The organism is Hymenobacter sp. NBH84, from assembly GCF_014217645.1.
In the GTDB taxonomy this organism is placed as follows: Bacteria; Bacteroidota; Bacteroidia; order Cytophagales; family Hymenobacteraceae; genus Hymenobacter; species Hymenobacter profundi.
Genome location: NZ_CP043644.1, coordinates 3125281 through 3149937, shown reverse-complemented (window position 1 = coordinate 3149937; position 24657 = coordinate 3125281). Strand labels below are relative to the sequence as shown.

General features: G+C 57.6%; 23 protein-coding genes. 13 read left to right on the top strand and 10 right to left on the bottom strand.

Features of this window, described 5'->3' with window-relative positions; genetic code table 11:
* Window positions 1-61: 61 nt before the first annotated feature.
* The 4 genes from F1C16_RS13115 (at window position 62) to F1C16_RS13100 (ending at window position 6222) form a co-directional block, all read left to right on the top strand.
* The gene (locus F1C16_RS13115) at window positions 62-469 is read left to right on the top strand and encodes a BlaI/MecI/CopY family transcriptional regulator (protein WP_185281090.1); all 408 of its coding nucleotides are present in this window, start codon (window positions 62-64) and stop codon (window positions 467-469) included.
* Window positions 466-2949, top strand: a complete 2484-nt coding sequence (locus F1C16_RS13110) for a M56 family metallopeptidase (RefSeq protein ID WP_185281089.1) — start codon at window positions 466-468, stop codon at window positions 2947-2949. The genes F1C16_RS13115 and F1C16_RS13110 overlap by 4 nt, the downstream gene beginning before the upstream one ends.
* Before the next feature lie 194 nt (window positions 2950-3143).
* Entirely contained in the window at window positions 3144-5690 is a 2547-nt protein-coding gene (locus F1C16_RS13105) for a DUF5916 domain-containing protein (protein ID WP_185281088.1), read from the top strand.
* A gap of 127 nt (window positions 5691-5817) precedes the next feature.
* Window positions 5818-6222 (top strand): VOC family protein, encoded by a 405-nt coding sequence (locus F1C16_RS13100; RefSeq protein WP_185281087.1) that lies wholly within the window; start codon window positions 5818-5820, stop codon window positions 6220-6222.
* A gap of 469 nt (window positions 6223-6691) precedes the next feature.
* Here the strand turns inward: F1C16_RS13100 and F1C16_RS13095 are convergent, their stop codons facing one another.
* Window positions 6692-7420 (bottom strand): NADPH-dependent F420 reductase, encoded by a 729-nt coding sequence (locus F1C16_RS13095; protein ID WP_185281086.1) that lies wholly within the window; start codon window positions 7418-7420, stop codon window positions 6692-6694.
* Between the two features lie 113 nt (window positions 7421-7533).
* Complete coding sequence (locus F1C16_RS23350; RefSeq protein ID WP_185281085.1) at window positions 7534-7881, bottom strand: DUF3592 domain-containing protein; 348 nt, start codon at window positions 7879-7881, stop codon at window positions 7534-7536.
* Window positions 7882-7996: 115 nt separating this feature from the next.
* Between F1C16_RS23350 and F1C16_RS13085 the strand changes: the two genes are divergently transcribed.
* Entirely contained in the window at window positions 7997-8488 is a 492-nt protein-coding gene (locus F1C16_RS13085; protein ID WP_185281084.1) for a hypothetical protein, read from the top strand.
* A 140-nt stretch (window positions 8489-8628) separates the two neighbouring features.
* Here the strand turns inward: F1C16_RS13085 and meaB are convergent, their stop codons facing one another.
* The 5 genes from meaB to F1C16_RS13060 form a co-directional block, all read right to left on the bottom strand.
* Window positions 8629-9597: a methylmalonyl Co-A mutase-associated GTPase MeaB gene (meaB, locus tag F1C16_RS13080; RefSeq protein WP_185281083.1), complete on the bottom strand. Its 969-nt coding sequence runs from the start codon at window positions 9595-9597 to the stop codon at window positions 8629-8631.
* Window positions 9598-9822: 225 nt separating this feature from the next.
* Window positions 9823-10917: a WD40 repeat domain-containing protein gene (locus F1C16_RS13075; protein WP_185281082.1), complete on the bottom strand. Its 1095-nt coding sequence runs from the start codon at window positions 10915-10917 to the stop codon at window positions 9823-9825.
* A gap of 105 nt (window positions 10918-11022) precedes the next feature.
* Window positions 11023-11430, bottom strand: a complete 408-nt coding sequence (locus F1C16_RS13070) for an Imm63 family immunity protein (protein WP_185281081.1) — start codon at window positions 11428-11430, stop codon at window positions 11023-11025.
* Between the two features lie 17 nt (window positions 11431-11447).
* Window positions 11448-11984 (bottom strand): CoA pyrophosphatase, encoded by a 537-nt coding sequence (locus tag F1C16_RS13065; protein WP_185281080.1) that lies wholly within the window; start codon window positions 11982-11984, stop codon window positions 11448-11450.
* A 36-nt stretch (window positions 11985-12020) separates the two neighbouring features.
* Window positions 12021-12623 (bottom strand): murein L,D-transpeptidase family protein, encoded by a 603-nt coding sequence (locus tag F1C16_RS13060; protein WP_185281079.1) that lies wholly within the window; start codon window positions 12621-12623, stop codon window positions 12021-12023.
* A gap of 363 nt (window positions 12624-12986) precedes the next feature.
* On the opposite strand from F1C16_RS13060, the gene F1C16_RS13055 reads away from it, so the two are divergent.
* The 6 genes from F1C16_RS13055 (at window position 12987) to F1C16_RS13030 (ending at window position 17318) form a co-directional block, all read left to right on the top strand.
* Window positions 12987-14144 carry an NAD(P)/FAD-dependent oxidoreductase gene (locus F1C16_RS13055; protein WP_185281078.1) on the top strand — a complete coding sequence of 386 codons (1158 nt, stop codon included), beginning with the start codon at window positions 12987-12989 and terminating at the stop codon, window positions 14142-14144.
* A 44-nt stretch (window positions 14145-14188) separates the two neighbouring features.
* A complete protein-coding gene (locus F1C16_RS13050) occupies window positions 14189-14629 on the top strand; it encodes a DUF4174 domain-containing protein (RefSeq protein WP_185281077.1) in 441 nt (146 codons plus the stop codon).
* A gap of 67 nt (window positions 14630-14696) precedes the next feature.
* Complete coding sequence (locus tag F1C16_RS13045; RefSeq protein WP_185281076.1) at window positions 14697-15674, top strand: YitT family protein; 978 nt, start codon at window positions 14697-14699, stop codon at window positions 15672-15674.
* 78 nt (window positions 15675-15752) lie between these two features.
* Window positions 15753-16100, top strand: a complete 348-nt coding sequence (locus F1C16_RS13040; protein WP_185281075.1) for a hypothetical protein — start codon at window positions 15753-15755, stop codon at window positions 16098-16100.
* A gap of 117 nt (window positions 16101-16217) precedes the next feature.
* Entirely contained in the window at window positions 16218-16754 is a 537-nt protein-coding gene (locus tag F1C16_RS13035; RefSeq protein WP_185281074.1) for a DUF4136 domain-containing protein, read from the top strand.
* A 60-nt stretch (window positions 16755-16814) separates the two neighbouring features.
* A complete protein-coding gene (locus F1C16_RS13030; protein ID WP_343217151.1) occupies window positions 16815-17318 on the top strand; it encodes an ankyrin repeat domain-containing protein in 504 nt (167 codons plus the stop codon).
* Window positions 17319-17570: 252 nt separating this feature from the next.
* On the opposite strand, the gene F1C16_RS13025 is transcribed toward F1C16_RS13030, so the two are convergent.
* A complete protein-coding gene (locus tag F1C16_RS13025; protein ID WP_185281072.1) occupies window positions 17571-18668 on the bottom strand; it encodes an acyltransferase in 1098 nt (365 codons plus the stop codon).
* A gap of 653 nt (window positions 18669-19321) precedes the next feature.
* On the opposite strand from F1C16_RS13025, the gene F1C16_RS13020 reads away from it, so the two are divergent.
* Both F1C16_RS13020 and F1C16_RS13015 read left to right on the top strand, forming a co-directional pair.
* Entirely contained in the window at window positions 19322-20308 is a 987-nt protein-coding gene (locus F1C16_RS13020; protein WP_185281071.1) for an SDR family oxidoreductase, read from the top strand.
* A gap of 270 nt (window positions 20309-20578) precedes the next feature.
* Complete coding sequence (locus F1C16_RS13015; protein ID WP_185281070.1) at window positions 20579-21703, top strand: MBL fold metallo-hydrolase; 1125 nt, start codon at window positions 20579-20581, stop codon at window positions 21701-21703.
* A gap of 77 nt (window positions 21704-21780) precedes the next feature.
* Here the strand turns inward: F1C16_RS13015 and F1C16_RS13010 are convergent, their stop codons facing one another.
* Window positions 21781-22221 carry a hypothetical protein gene (locus F1C16_RS13010; RefSeq protein ID WP_185281069.1) on the bottom strand — a complete coding sequence of 147 codons (441 nt, stop codon included), beginning with the start codon at window positions 22219-22221 and terminating at the stop codon, window positions 21781-21783.
* A 235-nt stretch (window positions 22222-22456) separates the two neighbouring features.
* Window positions 22457-24577 carry a methylmalonyl-CoA mutase gene (gene scpA / locus F1C16_RS13005; protein ID WP_185284335.1) on the bottom strand — a complete coding sequence of 707 codons (2121 nt, stop codon included), beginning with the start codon at window positions 24575-24577 and terminating at the stop codon, window positions 22457-22459.
* Window positions 24578-24657 lie beyond the last annotated feature (80 nt).

Here is a 24657-nt window from a genome sequence, read left to right as displayed (position 1 = left end):
CGATATGTTTCGTATATACTTGTAATACGAATTGATTCGTATATAAAAAACGCCACACATCATGTCCGAAACCCCCATCCCCAAGCCTACCGAATCGGAGCTGGAAATCCTGCAAGTGCTTTGGCAACACGGCCCTAGCACTGTTCGCTTCGTGAACGACGAGCTGAACCGCAAGCGCGAAGTTGGCTACACGACTGCCCTCAAGCTGTTGCAGCTCATGCTTGAAAAAGGCCTAGTGCTGCGCGACGACGACGCACGCACGCACATCTACCGCGCCGCCGTGCGGCAGGAGGAAACCCAAAGCCTGCTCCTCGACCGGTTTGTAGACACAGCCTTCGGTGGCTCGGCCATGAAACTGGTGATGCAGGCCCTGGGCAGCGGCCGCACCTCGCAGGCCGAGCTAGATCAGATTCGGAATTTACTGAATGAATTAGGCGATACCGACCACCCTAACGCAGACAAGCAATGAACTGGCTCGAACAAACTCTCTCGCCCGCCCTGGTACGCGCCCTGGGCTGGACGCTACTCCATTCGCTCTGGCAGGGTGCCGTAGTGGCGCTGGCGCTGGTAGGGCTGCTGTTGCTGCTGCGCCGCCACAGCGCCCAGGTGCGCTACACCACGGCCGCCGTGGCCCTACTCACCTTGCTGGTGCTGTCGGCTGTTACGTTTAGCAAGTACTATCTGCTGGCATCGCCCGTGGCGCCAGCCCAAGCGGCTGTCACGTATGAGGTAGTGAAACTGGCGGCGCCTACTGGTACTGGCGAGGTAGCCTCGGTGCTACCTGCTGCCAGATCAACTGCCACCGCATCGGTGTGGCAGCGCGGGTTGCAATACTTCGATCAGAACATGCCGGTGCTGGTAGCGGCCTGGTTGCTGGGTCTGCTGGCCATGACGCTGCGCCTGCTGGGCGGACTGGCCTACGTGCAGCGTCTGCGCCACTACCGCGTGCAGCCGCTGGGCCAGGACTGGCAGCGTCGATTGGCTGAGCTAGCCCAGCGCGCCGGCCTGCAACGCCCTATACAGCTGCTGGAATCGGCGAAGGTGAAAGCCCCGCTGGTGGTAGGGCACCTGCGGCCGGTGATTCTGCTGCCGCTGGGCACCGTAACCGGTTTGAGCCAGACGTATATGGAAGCCATTCTGGCCCACGAGCTAGCCCACGTAGCGCGCCGCGACTACCTGATGAACCTGCTGCAATCCCTAGCCGAAATCCTCTTCTTCTACCACCCTGCCGTGTGGTTTATGACGGCCTGCCTGCGCACCGAGCGCGAAAACTGCTGCGATGACATGGCTACGACGCTAGTAGGCGGCAACCCGCTCACGCTGGCCCGCGCCCTGGCCGCGTTGGCCGAGCACAGCCTGACCCCGAAAGCAACGCCACAGCTGGCCTTGTCGGCAGTAGGGCCCGATGGCTCGTTACTGGGCCGTATCCGGCGGCTGGTGCAGGGCCGCACGGCCCCTACCTTCACGGAGGGCTTTATGGCCGCTTGCGTAGTGCTGGTGGGGTTGGTGCTGCTCAGCACGGCCGTAACACTGGCCGGCCCGCGTGCCACAGCCGATTCGCACAACGCCCTTACGGCTTCTTCCGAGACAGTTGCCGTGGAGGCCGACCCCGTGCTAGTACGCGAAACCACGGCCCTCGCGCCGGCCGTAGCACCCACCGAAATGCGTATTCTCAGCATCTCGGCCGATGGCAAAGCGCTGGCGCAAATCGGCGCCATGCAAGTGAGCTTTGATACTACCCTGAACCCGAACGTGATGCGCCAACTGCGAGCCCTGGGCCGCATTGAGCGCGGCAACAACAACGGCACCGTAGTCATCAAAAAAGACAAAAAAGGGCGCCTGAAAGAGCTGTACGTAGATGGCAGCCGCGTGGAGCTGGACGAGCCCAAAGGCAAAAAAGTCAAAGGCGAGCAAGTGCAGGTGGTACAGTTGCCTCAAAACGAGAGCTTTGACGAGGACATCAACATCAACGTCAGCGCCATCACCCGCGACGCGCTACGAATTGCGCAACGCGAGCTAGCCAGTATCGACATCAACGGCATCACCCACGACGCCTTGGCTACGGCCGATGCGGCGCTCAGTAACATCGATATCAATGCCATTACCCGTGATGCTCTGCGAGAAGCAGAAGCTTCTCTGCACACTGCTGCACAAGATGCCAAAACGGTTGAGGAGCGGGAATTAGTCCAGGAAAAATTTGCCGAGATGCTGGAGAAAAAGCACGAGCTAGGAAATAGCATTGCGGAAGCCCGTTATGAAATGGGAAAAGCGCGCCGAGAAGCAGAGGAGGAACGACGCAACGAGCTAAACGAAACCTTGGAAACGGAGCTGCTGAAAGACGGCTTGATTAAATCTGCCGACAGCTACCAGCTACGGCTTAGCCCAACGGAACTGACCGTGAACGGCACCAAGCAGTCGGCTGCTCTGCAAAAGAAATACTTGGCGCTCTATGAATCGGCGAGCGGGCGCAAGCTAAGCGGTACGGGTTCTATCAACATCAACAAAAACAGCACGGGCCGTACCAACGTCATCAGCGGGCCGCGGGGTAGCACGCGGTTATCAGGTTCTGTGACGCGCTCCAGTACCGGTCGGGTGATGCCTACCCCGCCCGCGCCACCTGCCCCGCCGGCAGCACCGAGCGCTGCTGCTATGCCAGCACCACCGGCACCGCCTGCGCCACCAGTTGCTCCAAGCGCTCCTGCCGTGCCGGCACTGCCCGCACCGCCTACCCCGCCCACGCTCAGCACTAACGAGCTACGCGCACAACTGCGCAAAGACGGACTATTAGGAGCCGATGAAAAAAGCTTTCAGTTTCAACTCGATAAAGAAGGCCTGCGCGTGAACGGCAAGCCACAACCGGCGGCAATGACGGCCAAATACCGCCTAATCTATGATATACCTACGAGCGGCAACTCCAACCGCATGGTGCAAGTGTCAGTGAGTGAATGAGAAGAACAAAAGGCCGGTAGCACTACGCTACCGGCCTTTTTTGTTGAAGCAGTAGCACTATTGGCTGCCGCCTCTTCTATTCTTCGGCCGCTAAGCAACGCTTGTGTGCAGGTATGCATCTATGGCGCCGTGTAGCTGCTCTACTGACCTGATTTTCCTCTCATCGTCCCACTTCTACCCCCACCCAATTTCCCGTGTTTCGTCGTTTTGGCCTGCTGCTAGGCCTTCTTTTGTGGTGCTTGGTAAGTAGGGCGCAACACCCGGCAACGTCTGCTAGTACGGCTGCTACGTCGGCCCCGAAGCGGCAGCTTCAGGCCCTACGCATCACGGAGGGCCTGAAGCTGGACGGGGTGCTCGACGAAGCCGTGTGGCAGCAGGCGCCGGTGGCCTCGCAGTTCATCCAGAACCGCCCCGCGCCCGGCCTACCCGAGCGGCACCCCACGGAGGTGCGCATTCTCTACGACGACGCCAACCTCTACATCGGGGCCGTGATGCACGACGTGAGTGCCGATTCCATTCCGCGCCAGCTCACCCAGCGCGACGACCTCGACGGCAACACCGACTTCTTCGGCATCTTCCTCGATACCTACCACGACAAGCTCAACGGCTACGGCTTTTTCGTGACCACGGGCGGTGTGCAATGCGATGCGCGCTACTCGCCGGCCGGCGGCGAGGACTTCAACTGGAATGCCGTGTGGGACTCGCGCACTGCCCTGCGCGGCACCGACTGGATAGCCGAAATCCGAATTCCCTACTCCGCTATCCGTTTCAGCGGGGTGCCAGAGCAACTGTGGGGCCTCAACTTTATGCGCCAGCGCAAGCGCGACAACCAAGGCTTTTTCTGGAACGAGGTGAAGCCCGCCGTGGATGGCTTCGTGAACCAGTGGGGCGAGCTGCGCGGCATTCGGGATGTGAAGCCGCCGTTGCGCCTCTCGCTCACGCCCTACGTTTCTTCCTACCTGAACCGCAACGCCGTGAGCGTGGAAGGCCAGCGCCGCACCACTACCAGCTTCAATGGCGGCGCCGATGTGAAGTGGGGCATCAACGAGAGCTTCACGCTGGATGCTACCCTGGTGCCCGACTTCGGGCAGGTGCAGAGCGACAACCAAGTGCTGAACCTGTCGCCGTTTGAGGTGCAGTTCAACGAAAACCGGCAGTTTTTCACTGAGGGTACGGAGTTGTTCAACAAAGGCGGCCTGTTCTACTCGCGCAGGGTAGGGGCGCAGCCCATTGGCTACGGCAGCGTGGAGGCTGGAGAAAACGAAAAAATCATCCGCAACCCCGGCGAAACGCGCCTGCTGAACGCCACCAAAGTATCGGGCCGCACCAGCAAGGGGCTGGGGATTGGCGTGTTCAACGCATTGAGCAACAACGTGTACGCTACCCTGCGCGACACTGAAACCGGGCAGGAGCGCGAGGTGCTCACCCAGCCCTTCAGCAACTACAGTATTATGGTGCTGGATCAGTCGCTGAAAAACAATAGCTACGTGTCGCTCATTAACACCAACGTCACGCGCTTCGGGCGCACCTACGACGCCAACGTGACCAGCGGCCTGTTTCGCCTGGCCGATAAGAAGAACGCCTATGCCGTGAACGGGCAGGTAGTGTACTCGCGCCGGCGTGGCAATGAGTTTGGTACTGATACGCCCATCGACGACCAGAACGGGTATAAGTACAAGCTGAGCGCCGGCAAAATCAGCGGCAACTTCACCTGGACTGTCAGCCACGGCATCGAATCGGCCTCCTATAACCCGAATGATTTGGGGATTCTGTTCGGCAACAACAACATCACGCAGGGCGTCAACTTCAGCTACAACAAGTACAACCGGTTCTGGAAAGTCAACAACCTGTATACGTGGTGGGGCGTCGACCACTCGTTGCTCTACCAGCCCACGCGCTACCAGAACTTGGTTTTCTACGGCGGGGCCAACACTACTTTCACCAAGCGCTTCCTGACCACGGGTTTCAACGTAGACGCCAGCCCCGTAACCCGCGACTACTACGAGCCGCGCACGCTACCCCTCGGCGACTACTACGTGCGTGTACCAGCCAATGCTGGTGCCAATGGCTTTATTTCCAGCGACTATCGCAAGAAAGTAGCGTATGATGTGAACGCCGCCGTGCGGTGGTACGCGCAGGACGACCGCCTGCCGCGTCCGCGCCGCATGGGCTACGGCCTTGGCGTGTCGCCGCGTTACCGCGCCAGCAACCAGCTGCTGTTTATTTATAGCGTCAATTGGGACTTACGCCAGAACCAGATTGGCTATGTGAACGGTAATCTGAGCGCCTCGGAGCCGCTGGATTCGGTGTTCCGTGAGCAGGTGCCGCTGGGGCGTCGGCGGGTAGTTACCATCACCAACGTGCTATCGACGGCCTATACTTTCACCAACCGCATGTCGCTCACGCTGCGGTTGCGCCACTACACCAGCGACGTGCACTACCAGGACTTCGTCCGCCTCGACAAAGACGGCGCGGAAACCCTGGTGGACTACCGCCGCAACCGCGACAATACCTACAATGCCTTCAACTTGGACATGGTGTACGCGTGGTGGTTTGCGCCGGGCTCGCAGATCAGCATCGTGTGGAAAGCCGCCAGCACCGCCACGCTTGACGGTAACGAGGCCACGCCGCTGTACTTCGCCAACCTCAACAACACCATCAACACCCCGCAGAATAACTCCGTTTCGGTGAAGGTGCTGTACTACCTCGACTACCTGGCCCTGCGCCGCAAGCGGGTGTAGAGGCGCGTTGCACGCGCCCATCGTTGCTGATGTTGTTATTGGGGTAGGGGTAAAGCCTATACGATTTTCGCAAGCACCCTCCGCCACAGCGGGCGCGCCCCTACCAGTCGTTTGCTACCTTCAACGTATGAAACAAACCATTGGCGGCATCACTCTCTTGGTGCGCGACTACGACGAAGCCCTTGCCTACTATTGCGAAAAGCTGGGGTTCGACCTGCTGGAAGACACCGCGCTAGATGACGACAAACGTTGGGTGCTGGTGGCGCCGCCTGGCAGCACCGGCAGTCCGTTGCTATTGGCGCAGGCTGCTACCCCCGCGCAGCAGGCCAGCATCGGCAACCAGGCTGGCGAGCGCGTCTTCCTGTTTCTACACACCGATGAGTTTTGGCCCGCTTACCGTCGCATGGAAGCACAGGGCGTGCAGTTCCTGGAGGAGCCCCGCCACGAACCCTACGGCTGGGTAGTGGTCTTCGCTGATTGCTATGGCAACAAGTGGGATTTGCTAGGGCCGGCTGCGGCGGAGAATAAGTAGGACTGTTTCCAACAAGAAAGCGCCGCTCCAAAATTAGAGCGGCGCTTTCTTGTTGGACTAGCCTTTCCATTGCGTACGCCGAAACCGTTTCCAAGTCCGTTGCAGAGTAGCAAGCGTAGCATTGTCTACTTCAGGACCGTGCGGAAAGCAGTAAGCACAGCCGCGGGCATTGCCGAAAATAACACGAGACACCTGCACGTTGGAAAGCTTGGAAGGATACGAAGGCACCTTCATCTACGGTGCCAAAGGCTTGTTGGAGTTTTTTAACTCTTTTCATGGAGCTTTGAGTTGGTACTCAAAGCGGGCTACCCTTGGCGAAAACAGGTAAGTATAGCATTAGAAGATAAGTGACTATGTGTTCAATGCAGAATCTAAAATAGATAAAATTTCTGGCTTCGAGAACAAGACAAAGCCCGTCATGCTGAGCTTGTCGAAGCATGACGGGCTAAATTAACTAGTTATCCGTTGGCTACTTCAGCTTGATGCCTTGGGCCTCCATTGCCTGTTCCTGCTTGGCCTGGTTATCCAGAAACTCGGTGTGCTGGGCCGCTGTGCGCTCGGTGCCGAGGCTAGCCAATTGCTCGCGTACCTTATCAGCCGGCAAATCGTTGCAGTAGATGGGGCCGCCGGGCTGCTGCCGCCACGACTCGTGCAGGGTGCCGCCATCTACGGCGTCGAAGCCCAGTTCTTCTACCAGGGCCATTACTTTCTGCTTGGCGGCATTATCGTCGCTGGCTACGGGTAGGGCAATGCGGCCGGGCGTACCGGCAGTCTGACCGTTTTTCTCCAAGTGGTCAGCGAAGATGTTGTTGAACACCTTCACTACCGGGCGGCCTAGGTGCTGCTGTACCCAGCCGCTCTCGGTGAGGTCGCCGGTTTCCAGCTCCGTCATCTGGCCGTCGCGCAGCAGGGGGTAGTAGTTGCTCGTGTCGATAACGGGCACCTCGGCGGGCACGCCCTCGAACAGGTCGTTAGGCAGATCGGGGATGTTTTTCAGCGGGATGGTGACCACGATGAAGTCGTTGCCGCGCTGGGCCGCTTCCCGCACCGTGACGGGGGTAGCGCCGGTTTTCTGGGCTACGTCGCCTAGCGTTTCAGGGCCACGCGAGTTGGCAATGTATGCCGTATGGCCGAGGCTAGTGAGCCGCACGGCCAAGGCGCTGCCGATGTTGCCGGCGCCAATGATTCCGATGTTCATAGTTTGGGTGGTTTACGCGCCGGCATCGTGCCGGTGTAGGTAGGTAAACAGCGGAAGGAGCGTTTTGCTTTTTAGTTGAACAGGCAGTTCCTACGGGTTCAAGTCCGTACTTTTCAAATGTACTGACGGTCAGCAGCTATAATGCTGAAGTCATGAGGATTTACTGGGTCATATAAAACTGCTACCGTAGAGCCTTCCGGGTAGCGGGGTACTGCCAGGGCTACCCCGTGCTCATACAGCGCTTCGATTGTTCGACCTTCTCGCGTCTCAAACCGAATAATGGGCCTGACTACAATAGTTCTACCCCATTTTATTTTATTCCGTACTACGACGCCCCGCGCCCGCACACCGTTGGTTTGTAGTCTATCGTCTCGCTTTTTGGCATTATAGAGCGCAAAGGCCATCATTGCCGCAACCGCAGCAAAACTTACTAGTGTAAAAGGGTTAAATACAAAATTCATAAAAAGCGCTTAAGCATCGAATGGTTAATTAAGAGTGAAATTACAGCATTGGTACTAAGTTTGATGAAAGGCGCGTATTGTTTTTGTCCTTTTTCTAACTTCACATTTCTTCATTGTGTATTCGCGTACCTTTCTAGCCCTATCCTTATCCTTGTTAGGCGGCCTCACTAGCTGCGATGATAATTCTGACATAAAGCCTACCCCTATTCTATCGGCAACTGATTTGCTGATGGCCAAAAGCTGGAAAATGACAGCTGTAGCCGAAAAAGAAGGCAGTGAGCCGATTGAGGACCTTCACACGGACGTGCCAGCCTGCATCCAGGACAATGTGTACCAATTCCAAGCTGATGGAGTTTTCATGTTAGATGAGGGTGCCACCCGCTGTGACCAAGCTCATCCGCAGACCCATACGGGCACTTGGGCTCAGTCGAACAATGGTATGACGCTAAAAGCTACTATTAGTCTATCTACCCAACCAGGGGCAGAAGCGACTATGGAAATGGGCGGCACCATCGAATCGGTATCCGCCACCCGGCTCGTGCTCGTGGAAAGGGAAACGACGGCGGGGGTAACCACCGAGACCCGCACAACCTTTACGGCCCAATAAGTGGCCCCACACAATAAAAAAAGCCGCTCCTAGGTAGGAGCGGCTTTTTTTATTGTGTGGGTTTCAGGTTCCGAGGAGGTAGGCGTGGGATAGGGCCTTCGTAAACAACCTCTGCAACGACGGGCGCGTGCAACCTGCCCCTACAGCAGTTCCTGCGCCGCGCCGAAGGCCGATTGGCGTCCCTCGCGCACGGCCTGCTCGATGGCAGGTAGGCGCTGCTGCACGTCAGGCTGGGCGTAGAAGCGGGCCTCCAGGGTCTGGCGGATGGTGTCGTGCAGCCAGTGTAGGTTTTGCTCTTGGCGACGTTGCTGGAAGTAGCCGTTGGCCTGGGTGTGCTGCACGTATTGCTGCACCACCTCCCACACTTCGGGTACGCCTGCGCCCGTGAGAGCCGAGCTGGTCGTCACCACGGGGCTCCAGCCGCTGGGCGCCAGCGGAAACAGGTGCAGGGCGTTTTGGTACTCGCGCCGGGCCAGGCGGGCGGCTTGCTCGTTGCCGTGGTCGGCTTTGGTGATGGTGAGGGCATCGGCCATTTCCATGATGCCCTTCTTAATGCCTTGTAGCTCGTCACCAGCGCCAGCTAGCATCAGAAGTAGGAAAAAATCGACCATGCCGTGCACGGCCGTTTCGCTCTGGCCCACGCCAACGGTTTCCACGAAAATAACGTCGTGCCCCGCCGCCTCGCAGAGCAGCAGCGCCTCGCGGGTGCTGCGCGTGACGCCCCCCAACGACTTGCCCGCCGGCGACGGCCGAATGTAGGCCGCCGGATGCGCCGCCAGTTGGTTCATACGGGTTTTATCGCCTAGGATGCTGCCGCCGCTGCGCTGGGAGGTAGGGTCTACGGCCAGCACAGCCAGCCGGTGCCCTTGCTCAACTAAATGCAGCCCTAGTGCCTCAATAAACGTGCTTTTGCCTACCCCCGGCACGCCCGTGATGCCCACCCGCACCGACTTGCCCGTGTGGGGCAGCACCAGATTCATGACCTGTTGGGCGAGCTCTTGGTCAGAGAGTAGGGTGCTTTCCACCAGCGTAATGGCCTGGCTCAGCCGCACGCGGTTGCCGGCGAGGAGGCCATCGGCGTATTCGTGGGCGGCAAGGCGTTTGGGCATAGCGAGGAGGTAGGGAGCGAAGCCGCAAGCTAAGACGCATGAGCGAAACGCGCCTGAAAACCATCTGTCACCCTGTCCCCTGCGCCTGCTGTCATCCTGAGCTTGCGAAGGACCTTCTCACGCTAGAATGAGTCGTTGTTACGATGGTCGTTCTAGGGTGAAAAGGTCCTTCGTTCCACTCAGGATGACAGGAGGCGCAGAATGACACGCGGTTCTATACGTCACCTACTTCGGCTCCACCAAGAAACTCGGCAAGCCCAGCTTGCTGCGGCGGCCGCCGAGGCTCAGGCCGTCGTCTTTGTAGTCGGCGGCTTTGCCGGTGGCGTTGGGGTTTTGGATGACGCCGAGGTAGCCGTTGTCTTCGCGGGCGACGTAGATTTTGCCGTCGGGGCCGAGCTGGAGGGCGCCTACCTTGCGGTTAGCGGAGTTGCCGATTTGGGTGGCTTTGCTGGTTTTGAGGTCGAACTGCCAGATCTGGGCGTCGCCACCGCCGGCGCCGTTGCGGGTACCGTAGAGCTTGGTGCCATCGGGCGAGAAGGCCACGCCGTAGGCTTCCTCGTACGGCCCAAAGGCGCGGGGCTTGCTCACTTTGCCGGTGGTGCGGTCAAAGTCGAAGACCTCAAACTTGTTGGCTTCACGCCACAGCGCCACGGCCAACTGATTGCCATTGGGCGAAAACGCCATAGCCCCGATGGCGTTGCGGCCGGGGCCGGCGTGCATGGAGCCCACGTTGCTTAGGATGGGTTTGCCTGCCTCTACCCCTTCGGGCGTGACGAGGTAGGACACGAAGCCATTGGAGTTCCAGCGGTGAGCCACCACCCACACGTCGCGGCCGTTTTGGTGGCGCACGGCGGCCAGCTTTTCGGCCACCGGCGAAATCAGGAGCAGATTGGCGCGGGGCACGTCGCCGAGGCCGTTGTCGCGGGTCATGTCTACGATGGAGTAGCGCAGGCCCACGTTGGTGCCCTGGGGCGCTACCGTGAACACATAGAAGATGTTGCCGCTGCCAGGGTCAGGCACCACTAGGGCGCTTTGGGTGCTGGAGTTGCTACCCTGGAGCTTGCGGCCGTTGGGCATCACTTGGTGCTGACGGTTCCAGATGGTTTCGCCGTTGGTGTAGAACAGCAATTGGCCGCGCTTATTGGTGGCTACAGCGCAGCCCTCGTAGGTGGTCATCTTGCCATCGTTGAGTGGGGTAGGGGTACCATTAGTGAAGCTCAAGCCGGCTTGTTGGCCGAAATACCAGAAGTTCTGCTCGCTTTGGGCGCTGGCGGTGAAAGTCGCAAAGCAAGAAATCAACAAAAGCAGAAAGAAACGCATAGACTGAAAAGCAGAAAAAATTAGTCATTTCCAGGAAGCATAACGAAATGCCGTGCCATACTAAGATAATGACCTTCTTTTTTGTGTGCGGTCATATGCTTTGCCTCATTTCGTATCGCTGAAAGGCGCTTGCAGTAGAATGTCTGATAATTCTTGCTGTCGACGCACCTCCCAAACCGGATTGAGCCGGTGCAGTAGCTCTGCCTGCTTCGCAAATAACAGTCGTCGAAAATCCTGGTCGGGTACACGGTGTCGCACTTCATAGCTGCTAGCCATAGAAAATGTAATGCTGGCAAACACCCAGTACAGCAATTCGTCTACGTCCTGCGTGGTGCGGCGCAGTTGTTCCTGACCACGCTCTACTACCACATAATGCATACCGTTGCTGTCGACTTCCAAATGCGTAAGGGCACCATCGACGCTATAGCCATAGGTGGGTTTCCAAGGAATAGGAGCTATCCGCTTGGCAAGAATTTCTACTTGCTGTTGCAGTTGGCGTAGTTCGGCATTCATGGCTAGCGATAGTAAAATCAAATAATAAACTCGCCCGCCACAAGCCGCGGCAGCAGCGCCCGCACCATGCGGTAGCTAGCGCCCCATAAGGGGTAGGGGCCTACCCGGTAAAACGACACCGCCATCGGCGCAGGCCAGCCCGGCAACTGCCAGGTTTCCGTTACGCGGGCGTCGGGGAGCAGCAGGTCGTCTACAACCACGCTCAGCACCTCGGCAATTTCGGTGGGCTGCCATTGCCACTGCGCGGGCGGCTCGATGTGGCCCACAAACGGCCAGATGCGAAACCCCGAAACCTCCGTGACAATGGGCGGCAGCTTGCCCAGTACCCGCACCTGCGCGGCGGGTAGGCCAATTTCCTCTTCTGTTTCACGCAGGGCCGTGGCTTCCAGCGAAGCGTCCTGCAATTCCCGCTTGCCGCCCGGAAACGCCAGCTGCCCGCCGTGCACACCAAAATCGGTGCGCCGAATGACGACTAGGCGCAGCTGACCAGCAGTATCACGGTAGAGTGGAACAAGTACGGCAGCATCGCGCAAGGGTGGGGTAAGGGCAGGCATGGTGAGGAAGGAGGAAAAGCCGGGAGGGCCAAACGTCTAGCGTACGGTATACGAGCCCCTGGCGTCGGTAGCTAGATGGGGCAGCTGGTGGTTTTGCTCGAAAAACGTGTAGCCGGCGCTCAGGTTTTGCCAAAAAATGGCGTGTGTACTGTTGCGGCGGGCTGCTAGGTTTTCTGGTGTGAGCGCAAACGGAAAGATGTGCACCTCAATGGTATCCTGCCCGCCGGCCCGGGCCTCCGTGGCCAATACATACAGCTCCTCAATGCCGGCATCGGTGATGGGCAGGCAGCCAACGGTGACGTTGGAACCGTGAATGAAGATGTCGCCGCCGGGGTGCTGGGCGTCGCTCTGACACTGGTCGCTGGCATTGGGGTAGTTGAGGCCGAGCGAGAGGTGGTAGGCGCTGGTAGGGTTGAAGCGGTCGAGCTGGTAAAAGCCTTCGGGCACCTGCCCGTCGCCCTCGCGGCGCTTGGGTCCCAGCGTGCCCGACGTACCGGATATATAAAAGGTGCGAACCAGCACAAACGGCGTGGCCGTGGCCCGCGTGCGCGCCCATACCTCCAACTGCCGCCCTACCTTGAAAGCCCGTATAAATATTTCGGGTTGATTGGGGTCAACACCGTGTGCCGCCAAACGCATGCGCAGCCCAGCAAGTGTATGGTCATACGCAGTGCGTACGCGTGGAAAACGCTGCTGTTCGTCACGAAAGGCGCTTTGAGAAGGGCTTGATTGAAAGGAAGTAGGGCTCCCGTAGAAAGCAGCAGGCGTATCATTTTATAAATAGGATAAAAATCAGGAACGTGGCTGGTAAATATATATTGTATATACTATATCAGGACTTGCGCCCGAGCCGACCGGTTGCCGTGTGCTGACGTTGCACGAACAGTCTGCTGATGTGGTAGACGGCGCGGGAGTCCGCAACGGCACCCGATTCGGGTGTAAATCCTATGTGTGTAAGAACCTTTAAACCCGGAAGTAAGTAGCGCCTGCTAACTTGCACACGTGGAAACTCCTGACTACGACGTAGCCATTTTAGGTGCTGGCCCCGCCGGAGCAGCCTGCGCGCTGGCCTTGCACGGCCACGGCCTGCGCGTGGTGATGGTAGACAAGGCAACCTTCCCGCGCGACAAAGTGTGCGGCGACGCCATTCCTGGCCTAGCACTGAAAGCATTACGGCAGCTCAATCCAGCCTGGCACGCCGAGTTGCTGGCGAATCTCACGCCCCGCGCCGACACCCGCGACAGCCGCGTGGTGGCGCCCAACGGCCGCGAGCTGCGCATCCGCTGGCAGCTGCCTACCTTCAATAGCCCCCGTCTGCACTTCGACGACCATTTACTCCAGTTAGTACGACGCCATACGCCCACTACCATACGGGAGTGCTATGCCGTGCGCGACATCCAGACCACGCCAACGGGTGTGCAGTTCCTACCAGCCGACGAGGAGCAGAAACCACTGACGGCTCGCCTACTCATTGCCTGCGATGGTGCCAACTCCGTAGCGGCCCGACGCCTTACCCAGCGCACCATCGACAAGGCTTACCACTGCGCCGCCGTGCGGGCCTACTACTCGGGCATTGCGGGGGTAGATGGCACCACCACCGAGTTTTTCTTCCTGCACGAATACATGGCTGGCTACTGCTGGATTTTCCCGGTCGGCAATGGCGTGTACAATGTGGGGTTTGGGATGCTCTCCGAAGCTGTAGCGCGGCAGCGGGTAGATTTGAAAAAGATGCTGCCGCAGCTGTTGGTCACGCATCCCGAATTGGCGCGGCGCTTTGCCGGAGCGCAGCAACTATCAGATGTAGAAGGGTTTGGGTTGCCATTAGGTGGACGCCCACGCCCGCTGGCGGGGGAGCGGTTCCTGCTCTGTGGCGACGCGGCCTCGCTTATCGACCCGTTGCAGGGACACGGCATCGACACGGCTATGCAGAGCGGCATACTGGCAGCCCGGCAGGCCGTACGGAGCTGTCAGCACAACGATTTCAGCCCTACCTTTCTAGCTGACTACGAGCACCAGGTAGCCCGCCAGATCACCAGCAAGCTGGCGCGCAGCTACCGCCTGATGCGCCTGGTAGCCCCGCGGCCCTGGCTGATGAACGTAGGCTTTGCCGTGGCCCGGCAGCCGCTACTGAAACGGTGGCTGCTGCGGGTGGCCGGGTAGGGGCCGCGCTTATCCCGGTGCTGATGGTTTGCGTAGGAGTAGCTATGCATACTACTTTTCGTTGTTTGGGAATGTTGGGCGGCATTGGTCTGCTGCTGACCGTGTTGCTGAGCGCCGCGCCCCCCGCTTCACTCTCTGCTACCCTGAAAGCCAACCGCTGGAAAAAGCGCGTACTGCTCCTGCACGCACCTACCGCCGACGATGCCACACTGAAGCGCCAGCGTGCCCTACTTGCCGCCCAGCCGGAAGGAATGCGCGCACGCGATATGCTGGTGCTCGATGTCATTGAAAGCCAGCTAAACGCCGCCGACCGCCAATACGCCCGCCAGGAACTGAAGCTGTCCGCCGACAGCTTCACCGTGCTATTAATCGGCAAAGACGGCGGCGTGAAACAACGTAGCGCCACGCCTATACCTCCCGATGCCCTGTTCGGCACCATCGACAAAATGCCCATGCGCCGCCAGGAAATGCGCAACGAGAAGTAGAGGCATTATGCTTTAAGGCACCCAACTCCAAGCCGTTCCTACGTATAGGGACCATATTTCCTTCCGCATGCCTGTTAAGCCTACCCCCGCCGAGCTGCAAAACCAGCCCAAAGGCGCTGCCGCCACCGCGGCCACCGAAACCATTCCACCGCACGAAGACGAGGCTCATCCGACAGTATACGGGCCACGTTGGTGGCGTAAGCAGGTAGTACAGGGCCTTATGATGGTGGCCGGTATTTTCTCGGCTGCGCTGGGGCTCGAAAGCTTCTTGCTACCCAACGGCTTTATTGACGGAGGCGTAACGGGTATTTCGCTGCTCACCAACCACACCACCCATCTTTCGTTGCCATTGCTGATTGTGGTGCTCAACATTCCGTTTGTGGTGATGGGGTATTTTCAGCTGGGGCGCGGCTTCGCGGCGCGTACGCTGGCCGCCATTTTGGGGCTGGCCACGGTGCTGTACTCCGTGCATTTTTCGGTGCTGGCTGAAGACAAGTTGCTGGCCGCCGTGTTCGGGGGCTTCTTTCTGGGTTCTGGTATTGGGTTGGCCGTACGCGGGGGCGCCGTGCTCGATGGCACCGAAATTCTGGCCGTGTACCTCAGCAAGAAACTCCCCTTGACGGTAGGAGACATTATTCTGCTCATCAACATCGTCATCTTTGGCGTGGCAGCGCTGCTGCTTTCCATCACCACGGCCCTTTACTCCATTCTTGCCTACCTGGCCGCTGCCAAGATGGTCGATTTTATCATTGAAGGCATTGAGGAATACACGGGCGTGACCATCATTTCGCCCAAAAGTGAAGCCATCCGGCGCATGGTAACCGAGAAGCTGGGCCGCGGTGCTACCCTCTACGTGGGCAAAAGCGGGTACAACACACAAGGGCAGGATCAGGGTACCATCGATATCATCTTTACGCTAGTAACGCGCCTAGAGGTGACCCGCCTCACCGACGAAATCGACAAGATTGACCCCAATGCTTTTGTAGTGATGAGCAGCGTGCGCGATACCAAGGGCGGTATGGTGAAACGGAGGCCCTTGCACTAAGAGCGAGGTACTGGCTGCAACCCGTTTTCGCTGTGCAAGCAGAAAACCTTATTCTCAATATTGGAAAAATGTCCAATATTGAATCAATTCATCGGCCCAATAAATCACTTCAGCTATAAGAAGAGTGCAAACATCGAGAAAATAGGTTTTTCGCTATTTAATTGGGTTGTTTTGAAGAACTACTACGGGGGTAAGCCCGGCAGTACAGCTCTTTTCTACACCTTACTTATTGCCCTAACCATGCTCTCTTCTACTGCCCTGCGTGCTGTTCTTCTTGTGTTGGTTGCCGTACTTCTTTCGATGGGAGATGCCCTAGCAGGTACCCCATTTACCCGGGCGCTCAAGCGTGGACATGGCTACGTACACCGTCCGTATTGCAAACAGTACAAAGGAAACGGCACACGCGGCTTGTTTGCCCGGCGCTAGGCAGTTGGAGAAGTTAGCCAAAGCCCCCACCATCAGCTAGGTCTGGTGGTGGGGGCTTTGTGCATCGTAGTGCCGCTCTGGGTAGGCCACCCAAGGCCGTGTTGCGTACACAAGTGCATGAAGAAGCTACTGCCACTCTTGCTGGGGTTGGGTGCCTGTGCTCCCAGTGCACAGGTTACGGCTGTTGACCAAATGGCCGGAACCGATTTTACGGTCTACCACACCTACAACTTTCCAACCACCGACGCCCGCAATGAGGCCGGCTACCAGGTAATGAGTCCCACCCTACCCATCTGGCAGGCAGCTATTGCCCGCCAGCTAGAGCAGCGGGGTTACCGCCGCGCCCCCCAGCCCGATGTGTGGGTGCACGTGGGGGTAGTGGTAGCTGATAAGATGCAAACCCGCGAAACGCAAATTTGGGAGGCCCCTCCGTATGCGGGGCAGCGCCGCTACGGCTGGCAAAGCCAGCAAGTGCCTGTGCGGGCCTACCGCGAAGGCACCACTACTGTAGACGTAGTAGATGCCGCCCGCAACACGCTGGTGTGGCAGGGCAACGTAGCCGGCGCCCTCACCAAAAAGCCCCACCGGCAGGTAGAGCAGATCAACAACAGTGTGGACGAACTGTTTGCGCGCTACCCGGTGCCCGCCCGCTAAAACATCCTGCTGCTACGCTTGGTTGGTACAACCAGCCGCGTAGGCCATCGTATCAGCATCATCACTAAGCTTTTTTCCTTGGAAAATACATTCACCTCCGCTCGCCCCGAAGACCTGTTGTTTGATGCCGCCCGTCGGGGCGACGTAGCCTACCTGCGCGAACTGCTCGCCACGGGCGTCGACGTTAATACGCAGGATGCCAAAGGCTTCACGCCGCTTATCATTGCCGCCTACGACGACCACCTAGAGGCTACGAAACTGCTGTTAGAGGCCGGCGCCGATGTAAACGTGCAAGACCGCGCCGGCAACACTGCCCTGATGGGCGTATGCTTCAAGGGCTACCCCGAAATTGCCCGACAGCTCATTGCCCACGGCGCCAACCTGGATTTGCAGAACGGCAACGGTGGCACAGCCCTCATGTTTGCCACCCTGTTTGGTCGCAACCAGTTGATACCCATTTTGCTGGAAGCAGGTGCCGACGCCAGCATCCGCGACGTGCGCGGCCTATCGGCCCACGATCTAGCCATTCAGCAAGGCAACGAAGCGGCTTTGGAGCTGCTGTAGAAAAGCCACTGAAAGCCAGTTAGCCACAGGGGCCGGGCTTCAGCAACTGCTGAAGCCCGGCCCCTGTGGCTAACTGGCTTTCTGCAGAAAGAGCGGGCCTTTCGGCTGTTCCGTTTCCCTGGTTCTGGAACAGAGAGATGGTAGGGAAGGTACGCTTGTAGAGCGTTTTGCAGTTCGACTGCTATCGGGCGGATTAAGCAAGAAACCCCACCAACGAGGAGATACAACGTGCTATGTCTTTACCAAGGCTAGCTAATAGCCCATAATGTATTTACTCCTGCTGCCAGCAATAGCTTTTATAACAGCAATGGCCGCGAAGCAAAAAAGTAAATCAGCAACGAAAATTACCGTGGAATTGAAAAAGGTAGGCGGCCAATTTAGTGTGCCGTTCTCCGTCAGGTAATCTATAAAATACAAGAAGTAGTAGTGTACAAAGTATAAAGCGAAGCTGATATTAGATAGTTTAGTGAGGTTCTTAGACAAGAATTTATTCTGCATAATCTTGTCGTTGAACTTCCACAGCAAATAAATGATGCTCCAGCAAAGGAGTATTTTTTGGCAATACTGGAACTGCTCAATAAAGCGGATTTCCTTTTGGTTGAATATGGCGCCCAATACGATAAAGGCAAACGTAAGACCAATCAGAATAGGCCAGAGCAAGTCTGTGATGGACAGCAGCCGCTTGTGGTAGCGGCTGGCAAACATACCGAGCAGATAGATAGATAGGTAGTGAATAAAGGCTAAGTGGAATCGGTATAGCTCTGACGACCTGGTAACTACTAGCGACAGGCACATGAAAACAGGTAGGAAATAATACACTGTTCTGTTACGGTCGAGGTAGATAAAGACCGGTGCCAACAGATAATAGAAGCAGATCATGGGGATAAACCAGAAAGGCACCAAGTGCATTCCGGTTATATAATAGGCCACTAACTGCGTGGGTAGGGAATACGTGAAAAAGGCCGGAAATACTTCCGTTATATCTGGGTTGTGATGGTGCGTTGCAAAGCGGATAAATAAGATAGGAAGCGAGATAAGTACGTAGGGTACCAAAATATTCTGCACCTTCTTGTACCAATACGTTTTCTTATCGAACCGCTTAGAGAGGTATTGAAACAGAAAGCCGGAGATGAACATGAACAGCAACGTGCCGCGTTGCAGAATAATAGGCTCAAATTCCGGCTTCAGGATGCCGTAGCAGTGAATGGCTACTATAAATAGAATAGCAATGGCGCGGGCGTTCTGAATATAGTCCAGAAAAGCAGGCTTGCGGGCAACGGCCGTTGCTATATTGGCTTTATCTAAGAAAGTAGTTGGCCTCTTAGCTACAAAAGTATTTACAGTGTCCATGCGCAGCCCCTAGAAAGTTATGCTAAGAAGTTTCTTTGATAAAAAATGCCATTCAGTGAGGTAAAATAGTAATATGCTGATGTGGTAAATTTCAAAGACACGTATCTTCCTAATCCTATAGCTTTTTTCAAGGAAACTATAGCTTGTACAAGCCAGTATTGTCTTAAATAAGTTCGGCTATACGCTTGCTGAACAATAAGGTTGTACTTTTCTGAAGGAGGAGCATTTAACCAGTATAAGCATAAGCTTGATAATCATCCTTTTGTCATAATTAAAGTATTATCGCTTTAAGGTATTTTATAGTATCTACGTTTTGTTTATAAGTATTTGAATGTCAGTAATTTGATGCTAATTAAGCTCTTCTATTAATTGCGTTTTTTGGAATTATTTATATTGAACTATTTTATTATAATAACACTATAAGCATACTACATATATTCACTTTTAAGTGATGATAGGCGAGGTTGTTTATAATAATTTGGTGTTATATAATTGTTATTATACAGCGTTACTTGATAATAATATTTTGTGCTTGGTTAGATAAATGCAAATACAGAATCATTTCCAGCTGTAGTATCAACAAACAGCTGGAACTAGCCGTGTTGAGTAAGGCTGCGTAAGAGGTAGGAAATTCAGTTCTAATCTCTACACCTATGAAACTCAAGCCCATTCAAGAACAAACCATCGTTATTACGGGAGCTACCAGCGGCATCGGACTGGCTACAGCGAAGCTGGCCGCCGAGAAAGGCGCGAAGCTGGTACTAGCCGCTCGCAGTGAAGAAGATTTGCAGAAAGTAGCCCAGGAGCTAGGCGGCGAAGTAGCCACCGTAGCCGCCGATGTAGCAAATGCCGACGAGGTGCGGCGCATTGCCGAAACTGCTCTAGCACGCTTCGGCAGGATAGATACCTGGGTGAACAACGCGGGGGTAGGCATTGTGGGGATGATTGAGCAGGGAAGCGTGGAAGACTACCGCAAGCTGTTCGATACCAACTTTTGGGGCGTGGTAAACGGCTCTCTGGAAGCCCTAAAACACCTGAAACCAAAGGGCGGTGCTCTCATCAACTTGGGTAGCGAAGTATCCGATTTGGGAGTGGCGCTCCAGGGCGTGTACTCCGCTAGCAAGCACGCCATCAAAGGCTTCACCGATTCGTTGCGGGCCGAGCTGGAGCACGAGGAAGCGCCGGTATCGGTCACGCTGATCAAGCCGGCGGGCATCAATACGCCCTTCATGCAGAATGCCCGCAACTACCTGGACCGGCAGCCAAAGCTACCCGACCCCGTGTATGCGCCCGAGGAGGTAGCGTATGCCATTGTGCACGCCGCCGCGCATCCAGAGCGCGATGTGTACGTGGGTGGTGGTAGCAAGCTGTTCAGCTCTTTCAATAAGGTAGCGCCTACCGCTGTAGACTGGGTGAACGCCCACGTGATGCCTAGCCAGGAAGTTCGGCCCGACCAGGCACCCAGCAACCCGCAGGGCGGCTTGCACCAGCCTGGCGTTGGGGGCCGCGTGCACGGCGACCATCCGGGCTACGTGTTCCAGAAAAGCTACTACACGCGTGCTTCCCTGCACCCGGTAGCCTCGGGAGCACTGCTGGCGCTGGTAGGCGGCGCGGTAGCCTTGTGGCTGTCGAAGAAATAAGCGCCGTCTATTATATAAAACGGCTTAGCAGGACTTAACAGACCGTCATTTTGACCAACGGGAGAAATCTTGTGTGCTGATGAAAGATACTATCCTCTGTCAGCACGCGAGATTTCTCCCGTTGGTCGAAATGACGCTTTTGCTTTTGGGCTGTCCTGCCCTCATCCTGTTTCGGATGTTCTCCGGAAAAGCTATTGTTATGTAAACTCCGAACAAACAGTCGAGTATCCAGCTTGGATACACAGAACGTTCTTAGCTCTCCGGATAAACATGCGAAAACTGTTGAAAGGCGTTGGCTACTTGGTAGCAAGTATCGTGGCCGTGCTGATTGTTGTAGGCGTCGCGTTTGCGCAGCTTAGCCCGGAGCTGGGCGGCAAGCCAACCAAGGCCCAGCAGGCGGCCTATGCAGAGTCGGGGCACTATGTGGATGGGGAGTTTCGGAACCTAGTGCCGACCGAAGTGATGACTGGGGGGAGCACGGTGAAGGTGTTCTGGCAGTTTTTGTTCAGCAAAACGCCCAACAGCGAGCCGCCTGGCCCGTTGCCTACCCATCAGCTCGACTCGCTCAGCATCACCCGCAAAACGCCGGACATGGTGCGCGTTACCTGGTTTGGGCACTCGGCCAGCTTGGTGGAAATAGCCGGTAAAAACATCCTGCTCGACCCCATGCTGAGCGTGAAGATGGGGCCGCTACCCCTGGTCACGCCCAAGCGCTATAACGATTCCCTGGCCATCACCGCCGAGGAGCTACCGCCCATCGAAGCGGTCCTGATTTCGCACGACCACTACGACCACCTCGACTACAAAACCATCGTCAAGCTCAAGGACAAGGTGGCCCACTTCTACGTGCCGCTGGGGGTAGGGGCGCACCTGCTGGCCTGGGGCGTAGACCCGGCCCGCGTGCAGGAGCTAGACTGGCACGACTCCATCCAGCTGCCCGGCCTCACGATTGTGAGCACGCCGGCGCGGCACTTTTCGGGGCGGGGCTTGGGCAACCGCAACAGCACTTCGTGGTCGTCGTGGGTGCTGAAGACGCCTACCCACCGCGTGTTCTACAGCGGCGACGGGGGCTACGGGCCGCACTTCCAGCGCATCGGCCAGCAGTACGGCCCCTTCGATCTGGCGCTGCTGGAGTGCGGGCAGTACGATAAGAACTGGGCCGAGATTCACATGCTGCCCGAGCAAACCGTGCAAGCCGCCCTCGACGTGCAGGCGCGGGTGTTTCTGCCGGTGCACTGGGGCGCCTTCACCGAGGCCCACCACCCCTGGAACGAGTCGGTGAAGCGCGCCACCGCCGAAGCCGCCCGCCGCCACGTGCCCTTCACTACCCCCGAGCTAGGCCAACCGGTGGTGGTAGGGGTAGGGCCGCTGCCGCAACGGCGGTGGTGGGAGTAGGTATGTTGATAGGAATAACATACAAGTAGAGTCCTTTGCTAATTATCAGTCTACGTCTCGGCGCTTACTGATATTGACTATAGAATAGTTTTGCTATCAAGCGTTACTTGTTCTGTCACGGCCCCCAGTAGCCGTGTGCGGCCCAATAATTCAGCTATATGTGTTGGCAGTTCCGCTACGGTTAGCGGCTGTGTCGGGCGGGCTACTATATAGTACTGGGTATCGGCGCGCTCGTGCAGGCGGGTTTTGGCAAAGGAAAACAGTCCACGCCGAGCGTAGCGAGCAAACCCCTGGTAACTGCCTTCGTCGGCTGTCTCTTCTACCGCTACCGTCACCCCCGAACCAGTTTCAGGCAGCGTTAGAAAATACTGGTGCAGTTCCAGTAGCTCTTCTTCGGAGGCAGCAACCGATTCGGGTAGTATCCCACCGCCGGATGCTATGTGTAGAATATGACCGTTGTTATCGGTAGCAAACCAATCGATGTCGGCGTCTTCTTGATCTATTTCGTCGATGCGCATAGGGATGTTCCGTGAGATACTGCGTGTACAAAAGTGCCGTGGTCAGGCGGGCTGAATGATGGCGCGGGGCTGTGCCCCGTGTCGACTATTGGTAGGCCTCTGGCCTACGTCGCTAGAACAACTTTGCTGTAGCACTCTCCCAACGGCGCGGGTGATGGCAGGCCAGAGGCCTGCGCATAGTCGCCACGGGGCACAGCCCCGCGCCATCCGTTCAAAGAACCCACCGCCAAATAATTTACTCCTCTAGCTTCCCCAAAATCTCCTGCGCTGCCACGGCAATAACCGTCCCCGGCCCGTACACGCCGGCCACGCCCGCATCATACAGAAACTGGTAGTCCTGCGCCGGAATCACGCCGCCGGCGATGACGAGGATATCCGCGCGGTCGAGCTGCCGTAGCTCCGCCAGCAGCTGCGGAATCAGGGTTTTGTGGCCGGCGGCGAGGCTGCTGACGCCCACCACGTGCACGTCGTTTTCGGTGGCCTGGCGGGCTACCTCGGCGGGCATCTGGAACAGGGGCGCAATGTCCACGTCGAAACCCACGTCGGCGAAGCTGGTAGCAATGATTTTGGAGCCCCGGTCGTGGCCGTCCTGGCCCATTTTGGCCACCAGCATACGCGGGCGGCGGCCTTCGCGGGCGGCGAAGTCGTCGGCCATGTGGCGGGCCTGGGCAAATTGCTCGTCGTAGCTCATCTCCGCCGAATATACACCCGAAATGGCTCGAATGGTAGCCTGGTGGCGGCCGTATACCTTTTCAAGGGCATCGGAGATTTCGCCGAGGGTAGCGCGCAGGCGGGCAGCATGTACGGCCAGGTCCAGGAGGTTTTCCTTGCCCGAGCGAGCGGCCTCGGTCAGCGCATCCAGGGCGCGCAGCACGGCCGCCGAGTCGCGCTCCGTGCGGATGGTGCTCAGCCGCGCAATCTGTGACTCGCGCACGGCGGCGTTGTCGATGTCGAGCAGCTCGATATTCGTGGGCTCGTCAATCTTATACTGGTTCACGCCTACCACTACCTCTTTGTTGGAGTCGATGCGGGCCTGCTTGCGGGCGGCGGCTTCCTCGATGCGCATTTTGGGTAGACCGGTTTCGATGGCCTTCGCCATGCCGCCCAGTTCTTCCACCTCCTGAATCAAGGCCCAGGCTTTGTCGGCTAGCTCGTGGGTGAGGGTTTCCACGTAGTAGGAGCCGCCCCAAGGGTCTACCACGCGGGTCACGTCGGTTTCGTGCTGGAGGTAGAGCTGGGTGTTGCGGGCAATGCGGGCCGAGAAGTCGGTGGGGAGGGCAATAGCCTCGTCGAGGGCGTTGGTGTGCAGGCTCTGCGTGCCGCCCAGCACGGCGGCCAGCGCTTCCACGGTGGTGCGGGCCACGTTGTTGTAGGGGTCTTGCTCGGTGAGGGAGTAGCCCGAGGTCTGGCAGTGTGTGCGCAAGGCCAACGACTTGGGGTTCTGCGGGTTGAACTGCTGAATGAGCTTGGCCCAGAGCAACCGGGCGGCGCGCATCTTGGCAATTTCCATGAAGTGGTTCATGCCAATGGCCCAGAAAAACGACAGCCGCGGCGCAAAATCATCAATGCTGAGCCCCGCCGCCAAGCCGGTGCGCACGTACTCCAGCCCGTCGGCCAGGGTATAGGCCAGCTCAATATCGGCGGTGGCGCCAGCCTCCTGCATGTGGTAGCCCGAGATGCTGATGCTGTTGAACTTGGGCATGTGCCGCGCCGTGTACTCAAAAATATCGGCAATGATGCGCATGCTGGGTAGGGGCGGGTAGATGTAGGTGTTGCGCACCATAAACTCCTTCAGAATGTCATTCTGAATGGTGCCCGCCAGCTTGTCCGGCGTCACACCCTGTTCCTCGGCCGCCACAATATAGAAGGCCATAATCGGCAGCACCGCCCCGTTCATGGTCATGCTCACCGACATCTGATCCAGCGGAATCTGGTCGAACAGCACCTTCATATCCTCCACCGAGTCGATGGCTACGCCGGCCTTGCCCACGTCGCCCTCCACGCGGGGGTGGTCGGAGTCGTAGCCGCGGTGCGTGGCAAGGTCAAACGCTACCGACAAGCCCTTTTGCCCGCCCGCCAGGTTGCGGCGGTAGAAGGCGTTGCTTTCCTCGGCCGTGGAGAAACCCGCGTACTGCCGCACGGTCCAGGGCTTCTGCACATACATGGTACTGTAGGGGCCGCGCAGGTAGGGCGCCACGCCCGCGCCAAAACCGAGGTGGTCGAGGCCAGCCACGTCCTGGGCCGTGTAGTAGCTTTTCAGCTCGATGCCTTCGGGGGTAGGAGAGGCAGCGGGCGGGGCAGCGGGGGTAGGCAGCGTGCCGGCGTTGTAGGGAATATGGGAGAAATCGGGCGTCATGAGAACGGAAGTAGGGGCGCGTAGCACGCGCCCGGTAGTTGGGTGGGAGGGAGTTTGGGAGAAGGCAGCAACGGCACGGC

Excerpts from the sequence above, each read along its gene's own strand:
- F1C16_RS13065 (WP_185281080.1), bottom strand. The coding sequence starts at position 11,984 with ATGCCTGCCCTTACCCCACCCTTGCGCGATGCTGCCGTACTTGTTCCA.
- F1C16_RS13075 (WP_185281082.1), bottom strand. The coding sequence starts at position 10,917 with ATGCGTTTCTTTCTGCTTTTGTTGATTTCTTGCTTTGCGACTTTCACC.
- F1C16_RS13015 (WP_185281070.1), top strand. The coding sequence starts at position 20,579 with ATGCGAAAACTGTTGAAAGGCGTTGGCTACTTGGTAGCAAGTATCGTG.
- scpA (WP_185284335.1), bottom strand. The coding sequence starts at position 24,577 with ATGACGCCCGATTTCTCCCATATTCCCTACAACGCCGGCACGCTGCCT.
- F1C16_RS13010 (WP_185281069.1), bottom strand. The coding sequence starts at position 22,221 with ATGCGCATCGACGAAATAGATCAAGAAGACGCCGACATCGATTGGTTT.
- F1C16_RS13035 (WP_185281074.1), top strand. The coding sequence starts at position 16,218 with ATGAAGAAGCTACTGCCACTCTTGCTGGGGTTGGGTGCCTGTGCTCCC.
- F1C16_RS13050 (WP_185281077.1), top strand. The coding sequence starts at position 14,189 with ATGCATACTACTTTTCGTTGTTTGGGAATGTTGGGCGGCATTGGTCTG.
- F1C16_RS13100 (WP_185281087.1), top strand. The coding sequence starts at position 5,818 with ATGAAACAAACCATTGGCGGCATCACTCTCTTGGTGCGCGACTACGAC.
- F1C16_RS13060 (WP_185281079.1), bottom strand. The coding sequence starts at position 12,623 with ATGCGTTTGGCGGCACACGGTGTTGACCCCAATCAACCCGAAATATTT.
- F1C16_RS13115 (WP_185281090.1), top strand. The coding sequence starts at position 62 with ATGTCCGAAACCCCCATCCCCAAGCCTACCGAATCGGAGCTGGAAATC.
- F1C16_RS23350 (WP_185281085.1), bottom strand. The coding sequence starts at position 7,881 with ATGAATTTTGTATTTAACCCTTTTACACTAGTAAGTTTTGCTGCGGTT.
- F1C16_RS13020 (WP_185281071.1), top strand. The coding sequence starts at position 19,322 with ATGAAACTCAAGCCCATTCAAGAACAAACCATCGTTATTACGGGAGCT.
- F1C16_RS13070 (WP_185281081.1), bottom strand. The coding sequence starts at position 11,430 with ATGAATGCCGAACTACGCCAACTGCAACAGCAAGTAGAAATTCTTGCC.
- F1C16_RS13045 (WP_185281076.1), top strand. The coding sequence starts at position 14,697 with ATGCCTGTTAAGCCTACCCCCGCCGAGCTGCAAAACCAGCCCAAAGGC.
- meaB (WP_185281083.1), bottom strand. The coding sequence starts at position 9,597 with ATGCCCAAACGCCTTGCCGCCCACGAATACGCCGATGGCCTCCTCGCC.
- F1C16_RS13025 (WP_185281072.1), bottom strand. The coding sequence starts at position 18,668 with ATGGACACTGTAAATACTTTTGTAGCTAAGAGGCCAACTACTTTCTTA.
- F1C16_RS13110 (WP_185281089.1), top strand. The coding sequence starts at position 466 with ATGAACTGGCTCGAACAAACTCTCTCGCCCGCCCTGGTACGCGCCCTG.
- F1C16_RS13095 (WP_185281086.1), bottom strand. The coding sequence starts at position 7,420 with ATGAACATCGGAATCATTGGCGCCGGCAACATCGGCAGCGCCTTGGCC.